This window comes from Burkholderia sp. Tr-20390 (assembly GCF_017104595.1).
Taxonomy (GTDB): Bacteria; Pseudomonadota; Gammaproteobacteria; order Burkholderiales; family Burkholderiaceae; genus Burkholderia.
Window position 1 is genome coordinate 13,717 of the sequence record NZ_JAAGPC010000054.1, and the last position, 15,386, is coordinate 29,102.

Here is a 15,386-nt window from a genome sequence, read left to right on the forward strand (position 1 = left end):
CGATTTTGCATCCAAACGAGCATTGGGGGACAACCACCATGAAACGCATCACTGCCATCATCAAGCCGTTCAAGCTGGACGAAGTCCGCGAAGCGCTCGCCGAAGTGGGTCTCACGGGCCTGACCGTGACGGAAGTGAAGGGCTTCGGCCGCCAGAAGGGCCATACCGAGCTGTATCGCGGCGCCGAATATGTCGTCGACTTCCTGCCGAAGATGAAGATCGAGGTGGTCGTCGCGGAAGCGCAGGTCGACCAGGTGATCGATGCGGTGATCGGCGCGGCGCGCACCGGCAAGATCGGCGACGGCAAGATCTTCGTGTCGGATGTCGAGCGTGTGATCCGCATCCGCACGGGCGAAGAGAACGAAGCGGCCGTCTGAGCGCCGCCTTCGTCGAAGGGCCGCACAAAGCCGGCCCGCCAATAAAAAACGGTGCGATACCCGGTTGGGTACCGCACCGATACGCGCCTCTCGCAGCAGCGTGGAAAACGTCGTTGAATCGATTCTTTGAGAACGGCGCCTGATCAGAACAGGTGCTGGATACCGGCGTAGACGCCGGTCTGGCTGCCGCCCGGATGCGGGTTGCCGGTCGACACGGCGGTGCCTGCACCGTTCGCGTTCAGACCGAAGTTGGCCGACGAGCTGTTGCGCACCGTCGCGGCCTGCAGGTCGAACAGCGTGCGCTTCGAGATGTTGTACGAACCGCCGATCGTGTAGATGTTCGCGTTGCCGCCGCCGTGGTTCGCGTTCACGTGATACACGGCCGCGATCAGCGCCGCTGCCGGCGTTGCCTGCCACGTCACGCCGCCCCAGACCTGCTGGGTGCCCGTCACACCGGCGTTCACTGCCGGGCCGCCGCTGCCGTCCGCGCGCGATGCCTGGTAGGCCGCTTGCACCTTGAACTGGCCGAGGAACACGTTCACGCCCGCGAAGTATTCACGCGAGTAGTTGAACACGTCCGAGAAGCGGCCGTTGCTGTCGCGCGTTTCGTCGTAGATGCCGCGCAACTGGAACAGCGAGTTCGTGTAGGTGACCTGACCGCCCATTGCACGGCCCGGTTGGCCGGCCGTCGTGTTGCCGTTGAAGCTGGTCGAGTTCGAGAACGAGAACTGGCCGTAGAAGTCGAGGCCGTAGAGCGACGGCGACTGGTACGACACGTTGTTGCTGGTCTTGTTCCAGTTGCGGCCGCGCACCAGCGAGGCCGTCGACCAGGCCGACTGGCCGAACGGGTCGAAGTCCCACACGCCGTTGGCGATCGCGAGCTCGCGACCCAACAGCAGCGTACCGTAGCGATCGTTGGAGATGCCGACCGTCGCAAAACGATCCCAGATCGAGCCGCTGAAGCCGCCCGTCATCGTGTTGAACGCGCCTTCGAGGTGGAACAGGATCTTGTTGCCGCCGCCGATGTCCTCGGTGCCCTTCAAGCCCCAGAGGCTGGTGCCCCAGTCGCCGCTTTCCGCGCGCACTTGGTGGCCGTTTTGCAGGCCGTTCATGTACTCGATGCCGGCATCCAGGCGGCCATACAGCGTGACGCTGCTCTGCGCGTGCGCCGTCACCACCCCAGCAGCCATCAGCGCGGCCGCGACCAAAGCTTTCTTCATCATCTCCTCCATACCCTGTCAAAAAGTCAACCCAGACTGCACGAGATGCCCGGAGCGCGAGCGCCGGGCAAAAGCGGGATAACCAGGGAGACCTCGTGCAGGGCCGGTAAGCGCAGCACGCGGGCAAGCGGACGGAAAACCGTTGAGCGGTCCCGCGCAGCCGGGTCGGCCTGCGGGGTCTCCTTGTAGTGTCGTGAAGCTAAACTACATTTCACGAACTTCGTTTTGCTACTTTGGTTACTAATTTAGCAAAAATACAATTTTGTGGCGATGGAAATCGTTGTTTGACTAACACGTGTCGCCAAATTGCCATGCAACACGGTGGGCAACAGGGGTGCCGAGGGTTTGCAATTAACGGAAAACCCTTGTCCCGCAAGGGAGACACGAGTTTTGCAAACAGGGGTCAAGGATTGCCACTATTGACGCTGCGAGGGCGCGGGCGTAAGCGTCGGATGCGAGAAATTGGTAAGTATTTCGTAATGAATGGACGGCTGCCGGAGAGGGCCTGCGGGTGCCTGAAACGCTTGTCCGGCAACGCCCGGCGCGAGGTGCCAACCTGTGTCGGTCAGGCAGCGGCGGGCCTTGCGTCGAGCAGCTGCGCGCGAATCCAGCGATGTGCATCGGTGCGCGCATGCTTCGCGTGCGAGTAGACCTTCACGGTGTAGCGCGGAATCTCGAACGGCGCCGGAAAGAGGCGGATCGGCGCCGCGTGCCGCAACGCCTGCGCGGCGCGGTTCGGCACCGTCATCAGCAGCGCGGATTCCGCGATCACGAACGGCGCGGCCAGCACGGTCGGCAACTGCACGGCGACCTGCCGCGCGAGGCCGAGCCGGTCGAGCACATGGTCGACGACACCCCGCGACTCGTTCCACGGCGTGACGACCACGTGGCGTGCCGCCAGGTATTGGTCGAGCGTCAGGCGCCGGCGAATCTCCGGATGCGTGGCGCTCGCGATCACGACGTAGTCGTCGGAGAACCAGTCGAAATCCTCGATGCCCGGCGCGTCGGCCGCCGATTCCTCGTGGTAGCCGAGCGCGAAATCGATGCGGCCGGCCGCGAGTTCGTCGACGGAGATCTTCCGGTCGGAATGCACGACGCGGATCCGCAATTGCGGCGCGACATGCTGGATGCGGGCGAGAAACGCCGGCAGCACGGCGAATGCCGTGTAGTCGGTCGCTGCGAACACGAAAGTGCGGTCGCTTTGCGCGGGATCGAAGCGGCGTGCGCGGGCGAGCCCCTTCGACATCGTGTCGAGCGCGTCGCCGGCCCAGGTGGCGATGTCGTCGGCGCGCACGGTCGGCTGCATCTCGTTGCCGAGGCGCACGAACAGCGCGTCGCCGATGGCGTCGCGCAGCCGTGCGAGCGCGTGGCTCAGGGCGGACGGGCTCAACGCGAGCTCGTGCGCGGCCGCGGCGACGGACCGGTGGCGGTATAGCGCATCGAACACGAGCAGCAGGTTCAGGTCGAGGCGGCGCAGATCGGGATGCATCATGTTCAGGTCTGGATGAATAAACTGCACTTCCTGCAGGGGCTGCGTGAACGTAGCATGACGCTCTGATGGGTGCCAGCGCGGCTGCGCGGCATCGTTTCCCGTTACAAGCCAGGGCCGGAGGAGGGCTCAACCCGTGCAAATCGACATCCGTTCCGCCACCGTCGCCGACGTGCCGCAGATCCTGCGTTTCATCACCGAGCTGGCCATCTACGAGAAGGCGGAACACGAAGTGATCGCGACGCCCGCGTCGCTCGAGCGCAGCCTGTTCGGCGAGGGATCGCCGGCGCGCGCGCTGATGTGCGAGGTCGACGGCGAGCCGGCCGGCTTCGCCGTGTATTTCTTCTCGTATTCGACGTGGCTGGCCCGGCAGGGGCTGTATCTCGAGGATCTGTACGTATCGCCACGCTTTCGCGGCGCGGGCGCCGGGCTGCGGCTCCTGAAGGCGCTCGCGCGGATCGCGGTCGAGTCGGGCTGCGGGCGTTTCGAGTGGAGCGTGCTCGACTGGAACGAGCCGGCGATCCGCTTCTACGAGAGCGTCGGCGCGGCGCCGCAGAGCGAATGGGTGCGCTACCGGCTCGCAGGCGACGAACTGCGCGCGTTCGCCGACAGCGCGCCGGTGAGCGCCGCGTAAACGCAAAACGGGCGCCGCGCGGCGAACCGCGGGCGCCCGCTCAAACGGCGTGCGTTACTTGAGGCTGCCCGACAGGAACCCGCGCAGCCGCTCGCTCTTCGGGTTCGCGAACACCTCGGACGGCACGCCTTCTTCCTCGACGCGGCCCTGGTGCAGGAACATCACGTGGTTCGACACGTTGCGCGCGAAACCCATCTCGTGCGTGACGACGATCATCGTGCGGCCTTCCTCGGCGAGCTTCTGCATCACCTTCAGCACTTCGCCCACCAGCTCCGGGTCGAGCGCCGACGTCGGCTCGTCGAACAGCATCACGTCCGGATGCATCGCCAGCGCGCGCGCAATCGCCACGCGCTGCTGCTGGCCGCCCGACAGGTGCGACGGATACTGCTTCTCGACGCGCGGCGCGAGGCCGACTTTCTCGAGATACGTGCGCGCACGTTCCTCGGCTTCCTTCTTCGGGATGCCGAGCACGTTCACCGGCGCTTCCATCACGTTCTCGATCACGTTCATGTGCGACCAGAGATTGAAGTGCTGGAACACCATCGACAGCTTGGTGCGTACGCGCTGCAGCTGTTTCGTATCGGCGGCGCGCAGCGCGCCGGTCTTGTCGAGCGCGGTGCGCACTTCCTCGCCGTCGACGAAGATGCGGCCCGCGTTCGGCTGCTCGAGGAAGTTGATGCAGCGGAGCATCGTGCTCTTGCCGGAACCGGACGAGCCGATCACGCTGATCACGTCGCCCGAGTTCGCCTTCAGCGACACGCCCTTGAGCACCTCGTTGTCGCCGTACCGCTTGTGCAGATCGTCGACGAAAAGCTTTTGAGTCTGGGAATTCATCATAGTCCTGCGAAAACTTACTTGCCTTGCGGGCGCAGATACGCGAGCCAGCGGCGCTCGGCCTGGCGGAACAGCCAGACGAGCGTGAACGAGATCACGAGGTAGAGCAGGGCGGCGATGCCGAACGCATGGAACGACATGTAGGTCGCCGAGTTGACGTCGCGGGCGATCTTCAGGATGTCCGGCACGGTCGCGGTGAAGGCGACGGTGGTCGCATGCAGCATCAGGATCACTTCGTTGCTGTACAGCGGCAGCGCGCGGCGCAGCGCCGACGGCAGGATCACGCGGCGGTACATCGTGAACGGCGACATCCCGTACGCACGCGCGGCTTCGATCTCGCCGTACGACGTCGCCTTGATCGCGCCCGCGAAGATCTCGGTGGTGTACGCGCAGGTGTTCAGCGTGAACGCGAGCAGCGTGCAGTGCATCCCGTCGCGGAAGAACGCGTCGAGCATCGGCGTGCCGCGCACGGCCTGCAGGCTGTAGAGGCCCGTGTAGCAGAGCAGCAGCTGCACGTAGAGCGGCGTGCCGCGGAACACGTACGTGTAGAGCCACACGGCGCCCGACAGCCACTTCTTCTTCGACACGCGCGCGACCGCGAGCGGTATCGACAGGCAGAAGCCGAGGCCGATCGACACGACCAGCAGCCACAACGTGATCGCGACACCGGTGATGCGATAGCCGTCGGTGTAGAGATAGTTGCGCCAGTATTCTTGGATGAGTTCGATCATAGGTCAGCCTTGCGGACGCCGGTCGAGTAGCGCTTTTCGAGCCACATCAGCACGAAGTTCGAGATCGTCGTGATCGCGAGGTAGACGGCACCCGCGATCAGCGTGAAGAAGAAGAACCGCAGCGTGCCCTTGCCGGCATCCTGCGACGCCTTCACGACGTCGGCGAGGCCGATGATCGACACGAGCGCGGTCGACTTCACGAGCACCTGCCAGTTGTTGCCGATGCCGGGCAGCGCGAAGCGCATCATCTGCGGGAACATGATCCGCGTGAACACCTGCCAGTTCGTCATCCCGTACGCGCTGCCGGCCTCGAGCTGGCCGCGCGGCACCGACAGGAACGCGCCGCGGAACGTCTCGGTGAAATACGCGCCGTAGATGAAGCCGAGCACGAGCACGCCGGCGAGGAACGGGTCGATGTCGATCTGGTCCCAGCCGAGCGCGTCGGTCGCCATGTTCAGCCAGATCTGCAGGCTGTAGAACAGCAGCAGCATCAGCACGAGGTCGGGCACGCCGCGGATCAGCGTCGTGTAGACGGTGCCGACGCCGTTCGTGAAGCGGTTGCGCGACAGCTTCGCGCCCGCGCCGAGCAGGCCCAGCAGGAACGACAGCGCAAGCGAAAGCACCGCCAGTTTGACGGTTTGCCAGGTGCCTGCGAGGATCAGCGGGCCGTAACCTTGTAGAAACATTGAGTGGTCCCTGGTGTGGTCCCTTAGGGCGCACGCGGTGCGCCGCGAAAGACGCATTCCGCCCAAGCTGCGCGGAACGCCCCGTGCGTATCGTGACCGTCCGCCCCGGCATCGGTGCCGGGCCCGTCCGTCGCGCGAGCGGCGGGCAGGGGGCGGGCGGCGCGTGGTTGACTGCCTGTACTGCCCGGGTGCGGGGCCGCCCCCGCATCCGTCGTCTCTTCTTTTCGTTGCTCAGCGGGCCGAAGCCGAATAGACGCTGAACGCGAAATACTTGTGCGACAGCCGGTCGTACGTGCCGTCCTTGTGCATGTCGGCCAGCGCCTTGTTGATCTTGAGCTTCAGGTCCGTATCCTCCTTGCGCAGGCCGATCGCGGTGCCGTCGCCGATCGTCTTCGGATCCTTCACTTCCGGCCCGGCAAACGCGAAGCCCTTGCCGCGCGGTGTGCGCAGGAAGCCGTAGTCGGCCTGCAGCTCGTCCTGCAGCGTCGCGTCGAGACGGCCCGAGCCGAGGTCGGCGTAGACCTGGTCCTGGTTCTGGTAAGGAATGATCGTCACGCCCTGCGGCTCCCAGTACGCCTTCGCGTAGGTTTCCTGCGTCGAGCCCTGCTCGACGCCCACGCGCTTGCCCTTCAGCGATGCAACCGTCGGCAGCAGCGGCGAGCCGGTCTTCGCGATCATCCGCGCCGGTGCGTCATAGACCTTGTCGGAGAAGTCGATCTGTTCGCGGCGCTTGTCCGTGACGGTCAGCGACGACACGATGACGTCGTACTTCTTCGCCTTCAGCGCCGGGATGATCCCGTCGAGATCCTGCGCCACCCACACGCATTTCACGTTGATTCGCTTGCAGATTTCCTTGGTGAGATCGACGTCGAAACCGACGATCTCGCCGCTCGGCGCGGTCGACTCGAACGGCGGGTAGCTGGCGTCGACGCCGATCCGCACGGTCTTCCACTCCTTCGCGAAGGCGCTGCCCGCCATGAGGGCGAGGGCGGCGCACAGGGCGGCCTTCTTCATTTCCATCCTTCTGTTGCTGACTTTCCGGGAGCACTCGCGGCCGGTAGGACCGGGCGCCGCGGCGTATTCTAGACGGCCAAAAATCGCCGATCGGCGCTGTGGCAATGGCGGCCGCCGGAACGGCGAACGCCAAAAGGCCGGTATTTTACCCGAACGCGATACCCGGAAACCGGCAATCCGGGCCGACCGATCGATTCTTCGACGCATTGATCCGGCTGTTGCGATAATCGCTGCATTCGCAATGGACATTGCATCGATTGCATCCGCAGGTGCAACGATGCGGTGCGCAGGCGGCGGATTGTGGCGCGATTGGCACACTCATACAGTGATGGCATGGCAGAACCCTGCATCCCACGGAGTGTCCGTTCCATGTTCCAGATCCGCCGCGCCGCCGATCGCGACCAGCGCAGCCATGGCTGGCACGAATTCCTTCACAGCTTTCCTGGGGCGTCCGGCCGGAGCGGGCCGCCGGCGTTCGGCGCGTTGCGCGAACTGAACGAGGAATGCATCGCGCCGACCCGCGGCTACGGGATGCGGCCGTACCGCGACGCGGAAATCGTCACCTACGTGCTCGACGGCGCGCTCGCGCATCGCGACAGCCTCGGCAACGGGGCGATCGTCCGTGCGGGCGGCGTGCAGCGCATGAGCGCCGGCAGCGGCGTCATGCTGAGCGAAACCAACGCGTCGCGTGACGAGCCGCTGCGCCTGCTGCGGATCTGGCTCGCGCCGGCCGGGGCAGGCGGCCGGCCCGGCTACGTGCAGACGCGCTTTGCCGATGACGAGAAACGCGGCCGGCTGCGGCTCGTCGCGGCGCCGGACGGTGGCGACGGTGCGCTGCCGATCGGCGCGGACGCACGCATCTTCGCGGGGCTGATCGACGGCGACGAGGCGGCGGCGTTCGACGTGCCGGCCGGGCGCCGCGCGTACGTGCACGTGGTGCGCGGCGACGTCGAGGTGAACGGCTACGCGCTGTCCGCGGGCGACGGCGCGCGGATCGGTGCCGTGGACGCGGTGGCGTTCGCGTGCGGCCAGGCGGCCGAGGTGCTGCTGTTCGACGTCGCCTGAAACGCAAAAAGGGGACGCGGGCCGGTGCCCGTGTCCCCTTCGATGCCGCTGCGCGGAGCGGCCCGCCGGCTTACTGCGCCGGCGCCGACGCGGCCTTGGCCGCGCGATGCTGCTCCCAGCGCTCCTTCATCTTCTCGTGGCGCTGTTCCATCTTCGCGAACTGCTGCTTGAGCGCCGTGCTGACCATCGTCTTCTGCTGGTCGTTCAGCCCGTTGTAGAACGTGAGCCACGCGGCGGACGTCTGCTCGCGCAGTTGCGCGTTCTGCGCCTCGGCCTGCTGGCGTGCCGAGTGCATCGCGCTCAGGTCGAGGATCGGCTGGTTCTGCTGCGCCTTGAACTGATCGCGCATCTGCTCGTGGCTCTTGCGCATCGCGTCACGGTTCTGCTTCATCGTGTTGACGGCCGCCTGCCATTGCTGTTCCTGCGACGCGTTGAGCTTCAGCTGGTCGTGCAGTTTCATGATTGCGCCGAACGGGCCGCCTTCGTGCCCGCCATGCATCTGGTGGGCGCCGGGGCCGCCCGGAGGCGGCATGTCGTTGGGCTGCGCGGCATGCGCGGTGCCGAATGCGAGAGCGAGCACGGTGGCGGCCGCGATGGCCACGCGGGAAGTCTTCTTATACATTTCAGAAACTCCTTGTATCCAAAGGGTCCGGCGATGCGGGTCCGGGAAAACCGGGTGCCGCATCCGGTAAGACGCAGGTTAGCGATGCAGGCTGCGGCCGGTGTTACGTGGGGCGGTGGCCGGGTTACCGCGCATTACAGTTCCCTTGCGCGGTAACCCGCAGTAACCCTTTCGTCCCTTTGTTTCGTTCTTCGACTCCGCCCTCGCGCGGTAAACTTCGAGCCATGACTACCCAGATCCTCATCGTCGACGACGACCAAGAACTCCGAGACCTGCTGCGCGACTACCTCGTGCGCCAGGGGATGGAAGTGTCCGTGCTGCACGACGCGGCGACGCTCGAGAAGCGCCTCGAGCGCGAGCGGCCCGACCTGATCGTGCTGGACCTGATGATGCCGGGCGTCGACGGCCTGACCGCGCTGCGCCAGCTGCGCGCGGCCGGCGACGACATCCCCGTGATCATGCTGACCGCGCGTGCGGACGACGTCGACCGCATCGTCGGGCTCGAGCTCGGCGCGGACGACTACCTCGGCAAGCCGTTCAACCCGCGCGAGCTGCTCGCGCGCGTGCAGGCCGTGCTGCGCCGCCGCCGCGCGACGCCGTCGGCCGCGGCGCCCGAACAGCGCGAGCCGTTCGCGTTCGGCCGCTTCGTGCTCGACTTCCAGGCGCGCACGCTGTCGGTCGACGGCAAGCCGGCCACGCTGTCGAGCAGTGAATTCGCGCTGCTGAAGATCTTCGTGAACCATGCGCTGCGCACGCTCACGCGCGAGCGGCTGCTCGAGCTGCTGCACGGGCCCGAGTACGACGGCACCGACCGCGGCATCGACGTCCAGGTGTGGCGCCTGCGCCGCATCCTCGAAACGGATCCGTCGACGCCGCGCTTCATCCAGACGGTGCGCGGGCGCGGCTACGTGTTCGTGCCCGACGGCGAGGCCCATGCGCAAACCCATTGATTCACTGTTCGGGCGGCTGGCGCTGCTCGTCGTCGGTGTCCTGCTCCTGTCGCACTTCGCGTGGTTCTTCGCGATGCGGCTCGAGCGCAGCCAGATGCAGACGCGTTACGCGGTCGAAGAGGCCGCGTTCCTGGTCGACGCGGTGCGCCAGCACGTCGCGCGCACGCCGGACCAGCCGCTGCCGTCGCGCGTGCGGCTCGTGTCGCCGGACAGCGCCGACGTGCCGAAGGGCGGTGATGCGGGGCTGCCGCCGCCGCTGAAGCGGTTCCGCGACGACGTGAGCGACCGCATGCCGCCCGGCACGCAGGTCGAGATCGGCACGCCCGGACATCCGCCGGTGCTGTGGGTGAAGGAGCCGACCGACCGCAACTGGATCGTGGTGCCGGTTCAGCCGCTGCGGCCGCCGCGCTCGCTCGACCGGATGCTGTTGTGGCTCGGCACGATCTTCTCGGCCGGCGTGATCGCCGCGCTGTTCGCGGCCTGGCAACTGCAGCAGCCGCTGCGTTCGCTGGCACGCGCGGTCGCGCGCTTCGGCCGCGGCCAGCCGGTGCCGCCGCTGCGCGAGCGCGGCCCGCGCGAGCTGCGCCAGCTCACGCATGGCTTCAACCAGATGGTGGAACAGGTGTCGCAGGCCGAGAGCGACCGCGCGGTGATGCTCGCGGGCGTGGCGCACGACCTGCGCACGCCGCTTGCGCGGATGCGGCTGCGGGCGGAAATGATGGACGACGCCCGGTTGCGTGACGGCGTCGTGCGCGACGTCGATTCGATGTCGCACATCGTCGATCAATTCCTGGTGTTCGCGCACGGCGGGTCCGATCGCAGCGAGCCGGTGCCGGTCGATCAGGCGTGCGAGCGGATCGCGCGCAGCTATCGCGCGGTCGCGCCGAACGCGCCGACGGTCCAGACCCGGCTCGACGCCGATCCGGGCTTCCGGCTGCCGACGGCGACGCTCGACCGGATCCTGTCGAACCTGCTGGACAATGCGCATGCGTATGGTGCGCCGCCCGTGCTCGTCGAGACGGCGCGCACGCCGGCCGGCTACGTGTTGTCGGTGAGCGACAGCGGCGGCGGGATCGCGCCGCGCGACCTCGCGGCGGCCACGCGGCCGTTCGTGCGGCTCGACCCGGCGCGCGGCGGCAACGGCCACAGCGGGCTCGGGCTCGCGATCGTCGAGCGGCTCGTGCTCAGGCTGGGCGGGACGTGCGACATCGGCAACCGCCCCGAAGGCGGCCTGCGTGTCGCGATGACGTTCCCGTTCGAGGTCGTGCCGAAGGACGAACCCCACGCACAGGCCGCATGAGCGGCTGCGGCGCCAGCCCGTCCGGGCTGGCGCCGCGTGCCATCATTCGCCGAACAGCGTGCCGAGCGTCTCGGCCGCGTTGCTGTCGATGGTGTTGTAGGTCACGGTGGTGGCCTCGAAGATGTAGACGGTCGTGTACCGGCCGAGGCGCTCCAGGATTTCCTCCTGCAGCGATTCCGGCACGACGTTCATGTTCAGGTACCACGCCGTCGACGACAGCCGCGTCTGGAACGACCCGTATTCCTGCATCAGTTCGTAGAACGCGTCGGCATCCTGATCGCGGCAGACGATCACCAAGTTTCCTGCCATTCCCTTTCCTCCCGCTCGTCGATCGATCCCCGGCGCCTGTTGACATCGGGCACGCGCATGCGTGGCCGTCGGACCATCCGCAACAGACCCCGAGGGCCAGCCCTGATCATACCCGCTTAGTCGTATCCGGCTGGTGACGCCCGACATGGTTTGCGCACACGTGCGGCTGGCGGGTTCCCGGGCGGGCCGGATCACGGCATAATTCGGGCCTGCATGCCGGCCGAAAGACTGCGGCCGGGGCTGCTCGACCCGCGCATCCGCCATCCGCCCGCGCGCCAGGCACGATCCGTGCGCCGCCTGCGCCGCTCCCGGACGGTTGTACCTGAAATACAGGTTGGTGTAGTGTCGTGCCGTCGCGGGCCGGCTCGTCCGGGGCGCGGCAGCGCACGCACGGCGCACCGCGCTCGCGCGCGATCGTCAGTCAATCGAATTACCGCACCCGTGCGCTTTGCCATGAATCAACATCGACTGCCGGCTTCGTTCGGCCTTACCGGGGAGGGCGCCTGATGGACGTCGGATTCTTCAATCCGAACCGGACCGCCAACGCGTCCGCGTGGCGCGTCCTGCCGAACCGGTGGGATTTCATCGCGTTTCCGCTGATCATCTGCCTGATCGCGATGGCGGTCGTCGGCTTCCACGAAACGATGGCGCCGATCGGTACCCTGCAGACGCAGAAGATCTCGCTCGACCCGTCGAACCTGCCCGAATACGCGTTGCGCACCACGCTGCGGATGCTTGCCGCAATGGTCGCCTCGCTTGCGTTCACGCTGATCTACGGCACGCTCGCCGCGAAAAGCCGGCGTGCCGGCATGGTACTGATCCCGATCCTCGACATCCTGCAGTCGGTGCCGGTGCTCGGCTTCATCTCGTTCACCGTCACGTTTTTCCTCGCGCTGTTCCCGAGCCGCGTGCTCGGCGCCGAGCTCGCGGCGATCTTCGCGATCTTCACGAGCCAGGCGTGGAACATGACGTTCAGCTTCTACCAGTCGCTGCGTACGGTGCCGCGCGACCTGGACGAAGTGTCGCGGGGTTTCCACCTGACGTCGTGGCAGCGCTTCTGGAAGCTCGAAGTGCCGTTCTCGATGCCGGGCCTGATCTGGAACATGATGATGTCGATGTCGGGCGGCTGGTTCTTCGTCGTCGCGTCGGAGGCCATCACCGTCGGCAACCAGACTATTACGTTGCCGGGCGTCGGCGCGTATCTCGCGCAGGCGATCTCGGACAAGAACCTCGGTGCGATCGGCTGGGTGATCCTCACGATGACGGTCGTGATCGTCGCGTACGACCAACTGCTGTTCCGCCCGCTCATCGCGTGGGCCGACAAGTTCCGGATGGAAAACACCGCGTCGGGCGACGCGCCGCAATCGTGGCTGCTCGACCTCGTGCGCCGCACGCGCCTGATTCATCAGTTGCTCGTGCCGGCCGGCTGGTTCTTCGCGAAGGCCGCGCGGATTCCGCTGCGTCTGCCGCTGTCGGGGGCGATGCGCTTCTCGCTGCCGAAAGTCGAGAAGAAGGCGTCACGCACGGTCGACATCGCGTGGGCGACCCTCGTGCTGCTCGGCACGGCGTATATCGTGTGGCGTGTCATCAGCTTCGTGTCGACCGGCGTGACGATGGCCGAGGTCGGCCACGTGCTGGTGCTGGGGCTCATCACGCTGCTGCGCGTGGTCGTGCTGATCTCCATCGCGTCAGTGATCTGGGTGCCGATCGGCGTGTGGGTCGGGCTGCGCCCGAAGCTGGCCGAGAAGCTGCAGCCGCTCGCGCAGTTCCTCGCCGCGTTTCCGGCCAACCTGTTGTTCCCGGTGTTCGTGATCGTGATCGCGCGCTTCCACCTGAACGCCGATATCTGGCTGTCACCGCTGATCGTGCTCGGCACGCAGTGGTATATCCTGTTCAACGTGATCGCCGGCGCGACGTCCTACCCGAACGACTATCGCGAAGCCGCGACGAACTTCCGCATCCGTGGCTGGCAGTGGTGGCGGCAGGCGATCCTGCCCGGCATCTTCCCGTACTACGTGACCGGCGCGATCACCGCATCGGGCGGCGCGTGGAACGCGAGCATCGTGTCGGAAGCCGTGCAGTGGGGCAATACCAAGATCGAGGCGCACGGCCTCGGTGCCTATATCGCGCAGACCACCGCCGCCGGCGATTTTCCGAAGATCATCCTGGGCATCGCCGTGATGTCCCTGTTCGTCACCCTGTTCAACCGCCTGCTGTGGCGTCCGCTGTATGCCTTCGCCGAAGCGAAGCTGCGGCTCGACTGAGACCGATTGAGAGCGAAACGCGATGCACAATCCGAATGCTGTAAACGCCCCCGTCCAGACGAACCAGCCGCCGCGCCTCGGTGAGGAAATCCTGCGCGTCGATCACGTCTGTCGCGGCTTCAACAAGACGCAGGGCGAATTGCTCGTGCTCGACGATGCGAACCTGTCGCTGCGCGAAGGCGAGATCGTCGGGCTGCTCGGCCGTTCCGGCTCGGGCAAGTCGACGCTGCTGCGCATCATCGCCGGGCTGATCGAGCCGACCGGCGGTGAAGTGACCTATCTCGGCCAGCCGCTGCGCGGCCCGGCCGAAGGCGTCGCGATGGTGTTCCAGACCTTCGCGCTGTTCCCGTGGCTCACCGTGCTGCAGAACGTGGAAGCCGGCCTCGAGGCGCTCGGCGTCGGCGCACGCGAGCGGCGTGAGCGTGCGCTGGCCGCGATCGACCTGATCGGTCTCGACGGCTTCGAGAACGCGTACCCGCGCGAGCTGTCGGGCGGCATGCGCCAGCGCGTGGGCTTTGCGCGCGCGCTCGTCGTCGATCCGACGATCCTGCTGATGGACGAGCCGTTCTCCGCGCTCGACGTGCTGACGGCCGAGACGCTGCGTACCGACCTGCTCGATCTGTGGACGCAGGGCCGGATGCCGATCAAGTCGGTGCTGATCGTCACGCACAATATCGAGGAAGCCGTGTTCATGTGCGACCGGATCCTCGTGCTGTCGTCGAACCCGGGCCGCGTGATCGCCGAGATCAAGGTGCCGTTCAAGCATCCGCGCAACCGGCTCGACCCGGCGTTCCGCAAGCTCGTCGACGACATCTACGCGAAGATGACGGCCCGCCAGACCGGCGAGGCGACGAAGAAGGGGCTCGAGCTCGGCAGCTGGCTGCCGCAGGTGTCGACCAACCTGATGGCCGGCCTGATCGAGACGCTCGCAATGGCGCCTTACCACGGCCGCGCGGACATGCCGGAAATCGCACGCACGCTGCATCTGGAAGTCGACGACCTGTTCCCGATCGCCGAAGTGCTGCAGTACCTCGGCTTCGCGGACGTGCGCGAAGGCGACGTGTTCCTGACGCCGCCGGGGCGCGTGTTCGCGGAATTCGGCACGCAGGAGCGCAAGCTGATGTTCGCGGATCACCTGCTGAAGCACGTGCCGCTCGCGGCGCGGATCAAGAAGGTACTGAACGAGCGCCCGGGCCATCGTGCGCCGCGCGTGCGGTTCGAGCAGGAGCTGGAGGATTTCCTGTCGGACGGCGCCGCCGAGGAGACGCTCGACGCGGTGATCGACTGGGGCCGTTACGGCGAGATCTTCTCGTACAACGACCAGACCGAGATCTTCAGTCTCGAGGACGTCGAGTCCTGACGCAGTCGGGGCGCCTCCGGCGCATCCGGCCGGCAGGGCCCGGATGTCCGCCACGCTTTCATCCGGCCGCGCCCCGCCAAGGGCCGTGCGGCCTGCCCCCGGCGATCGCAAGGAGCGCCGGGCGATGCTCCACCTGAGCGTCGGGCCGCGCCTCCACCGGAGGCGCGGCGAATGGCGTTCGTCGAGGATGTCGCACCCGGTTCGATCCTCGACCGCAACGCTTTGCTTACCTCCGGCTGCACCATTCACTCCACCGCGCATTGAATTCCCGCCGCACCCATTTGTTCGTTGTACGTCGTGCTCCGGTCGTTCATCGTTGACCGATTGCGAGCGATGCCGCGGCAGGTGCGCGGTTGCGCTCGGCAGCAGGCAATGGGTATTGGGGCTCGATTCGGTGGTCGATCGCGTCGGTTGTCATTCCGGAATATTAAATGCTGGTAAGTGTTATGAAATTCTCCGCGGTTTGATATATTTAGCGCCTTCAAGGCGGCTGAGAGCGCCTTGTTGGTGCGATAGCGTCTAGGTTGCGGC

15 protein-coding genes are annotated in these 15,386 nt (G+C 66.5%); 7 read left to right on the forward strand and 8 right to left on the reverse strand.

Annotation, left to right across the window (positions count from 1 at the left end; translation table 11 throughout):
- Positions 1-38: 38 nt before the first annotated feature.
- Positions 39-377 (forward strand): P-II family nitrogen regulator, encoded by a 339-nt coding sequence (locus G3N98_RS16970; RefSeq protein ID WP_006398637.1) that lies wholly within the window; start codon positions 39-41, stop codon positions 375-377.
- Positions 378-520: 143 nt separating this feature from the next.
- Here the strand turns inward: G3N98_RS16970 and G3N98_RS16975 are convergent, their stop codons facing one another.
- Together G3N98_RS16975 and G3N98_RS16980 are read right to left on the reverse strand one after the other, a co-directional pair.
- The gene (locus tag G3N98_RS16975; RefSeq protein ID WP_206148740.1) at positions 521-1,600 is read right to left on the reverse strand and encodes a porin; all 1,080 of its coding nucleotides are present in this window, start codon (positions 1,598-1,600) and stop codon (positions 521-523) included.
- Positions 1,601-2,162: 562 nt separating this feature from the next.
- Positions 2,163-3,089 (reverse strand): LysR family transcriptional regulator, encoded by a 927-nt coding sequence (locus G3N98_RS16980; RefSeq protein WP_069249347.1) that lies wholly within the window; start codon positions 3,087-3,089, stop codon positions 2,163-2,165.
- A gap of 133 nt (positions 3,090-3,222) precedes the next feature.
- Here G3N98_RS16980 and G3N98_RS16985 point away from each other — a divergent pair, with 133 nt between their 5' ends.
- Positions 3,223-3,720, forward strand: a complete 498-nt coding sequence (locus tag G3N98_RS16985; RefSeq protein ID WP_011352855.1) for a GNAT family N-acetyltransferase — start codon at positions 3,223-3,225, stop codon at positions 3,718-3,720.
- Positions 3,721-3,774: 54 nt separating this feature from the next.
- On the opposite strand, the gene G3N98_RS16990 is transcribed toward G3N98_RS16985, so the two are convergent.
- The 4 genes from G3N98_RS16990 to G3N98_RS17005 form a co-directional block, all read right to left on the reverse strand.
- Positions 3,775-4,554 (reverse strand): ABC transporter ATP-binding protein, encoded by a 780-nt coding sequence (locus G3N98_RS16990; protein WP_089473787.1) that lies wholly within the window; start codon positions 4,552-4,554, stop codon positions 3,775-3,777.
- Between the two features lie 17 nt (positions 4,555-4,571).
- Complete coding sequence (locus G3N98_RS16995) at positions 4,572-5,285, reverse strand: ABC transporter permease (protein WP_175237947.1); 714 nt, start codon at positions 5,283-5,285, stop codon at positions 4,572-4,574.
- Complete coding sequence (gene hisQ, locus G3N98_RS17000; RefSeq protein WP_021158491.1) at positions 5,282-5,971, reverse strand: histidine ABC transporter permease HisQ; 690 nt, start codon at positions 5,969-5,971, stop codon at positions 5,282-5,284. Before hisQ ends, G3N98_RS16995 begins: the two co-directional genes overlap by 4 nt.
- Positions 5,972-6,202: 231 nt before the next feature.
- Positions 6,203-6,985 carry an ABC transporter substrate-binding protein gene (locus G3N98_RS17005; RefSeq protein WP_143329468.1) on the reverse strand — a complete coding sequence of 261 codons (783 nt, stop codon included), beginning with the start codon at positions 6,983-6,985 and terminating at the stop codon, positions 6,203-6,205.
- A 369-nt stretch (positions 6,986-7,354) separates the two neighbouring features.
- On the opposite strand from G3N98_RS17005, the gene G3N98_RS17010 reads away from it, so the two are divergent.
- The gene (locus G3N98_RS17010; RefSeq protein ID WP_206148741.1) at positions 7,355-8,050 is read left to right on the forward strand and encodes a pirin family protein; all 696 of its coding nucleotides are present in this window, start codon (positions 7,355-7,357) and stop codon (positions 8,048-8,050) included.
- 70 nt (positions 8,051-8,120) lie between these two features.
- Here G3N98_RS17010 and G3N98_RS17015 read toward each other — a convergent pair whose 3' ends face one another.
- On the reverse strand, positions 8,121-8,672 hold the full coding sequence (locus tag G3N98_RS17015) for a periplasmic heavy metal sensor (RefSeq protein WP_089473365.1): 552 nt from the start codon (positions 8,670-8,672) through the stop codon (positions 8,121-8,123).
- A 224-nt stretch (positions 8,673-8,896) separates the two neighbouring features.
- On the opposite strand from G3N98_RS17015, the gene G3N98_RS17020 reads away from it, so the two are divergent.
- Both G3N98_RS17020 and G3N98_RS17025 read left to right on the forward strand, forming a co-directional pair.
- A complete protein-coding gene (locus G3N98_RS17020) occupies positions 8,897-9,622 on the forward strand; it encodes a response regulator (RefSeq protein WP_009693256.1) in 726 nt (241 codons plus the stop codon).
- Positions 9,606-10,922: an ATP-binding protein gene (locus tag G3N98_RS17025; RefSeq protein WP_089431557.1), complete on the forward strand. Its 1,317-nt coding sequence runs from the start codon at positions 9,606-9,608 to the stop codon at positions 10,920-10,922. The genes G3N98_RS17020 and G3N98_RS17025 overlap by 17 nt, the downstream gene beginning before the upstream one ends.
- Positions 10,923-10,964: 42 nt before the next feature.
- On the opposite strand, the gene G3N98_RS17030 is transcribed toward G3N98_RS17025, so the two are convergent.
- On the reverse strand, positions 10,965-11,231 hold the full coding sequence (locus tag G3N98_RS17030; RefSeq protein WP_011545926.1) for a hypothetical protein: 267 nt from the start codon (positions 11,229-11,231) through the stop codon (positions 10,965-10,967).
- A gap of 506 nt (positions 11,232-11,737) precedes the next feature.
- Here G3N98_RS17030 and G3N98_RS17035 point away from each other — a divergent pair.
- Both G3N98_RS17035 and G3N98_RS17040 read left to right on the forward strand, forming a co-directional pair.
- Positions 11,738-13,495: an ABC transporter permease subunit gene (locus G3N98_RS17035; RefSeq protein WP_089426070.1), complete on the forward strand. Its 1,758-nt coding sequence runs from the start codon at positions 11,738-11,740 to the stop codon at positions 13,493-13,495.
- A 22-nt stretch (positions 13,496-13,517) separates the two neighbouring features.
- Complete coding sequence (locus tag G3N98_RS17040; protein WP_011352844.1) at positions 13,518-14,855, forward strand: nitrate/sulfonate/bicarbonate ABC transporter ATP-binding protein; 1,338 nt, start codon at positions 13,518-13,520, stop codon at positions 14,853-14,855.
- The last annotated feature ends 531 nt before the right edge of the window (positions 14,856-15,386 follow it).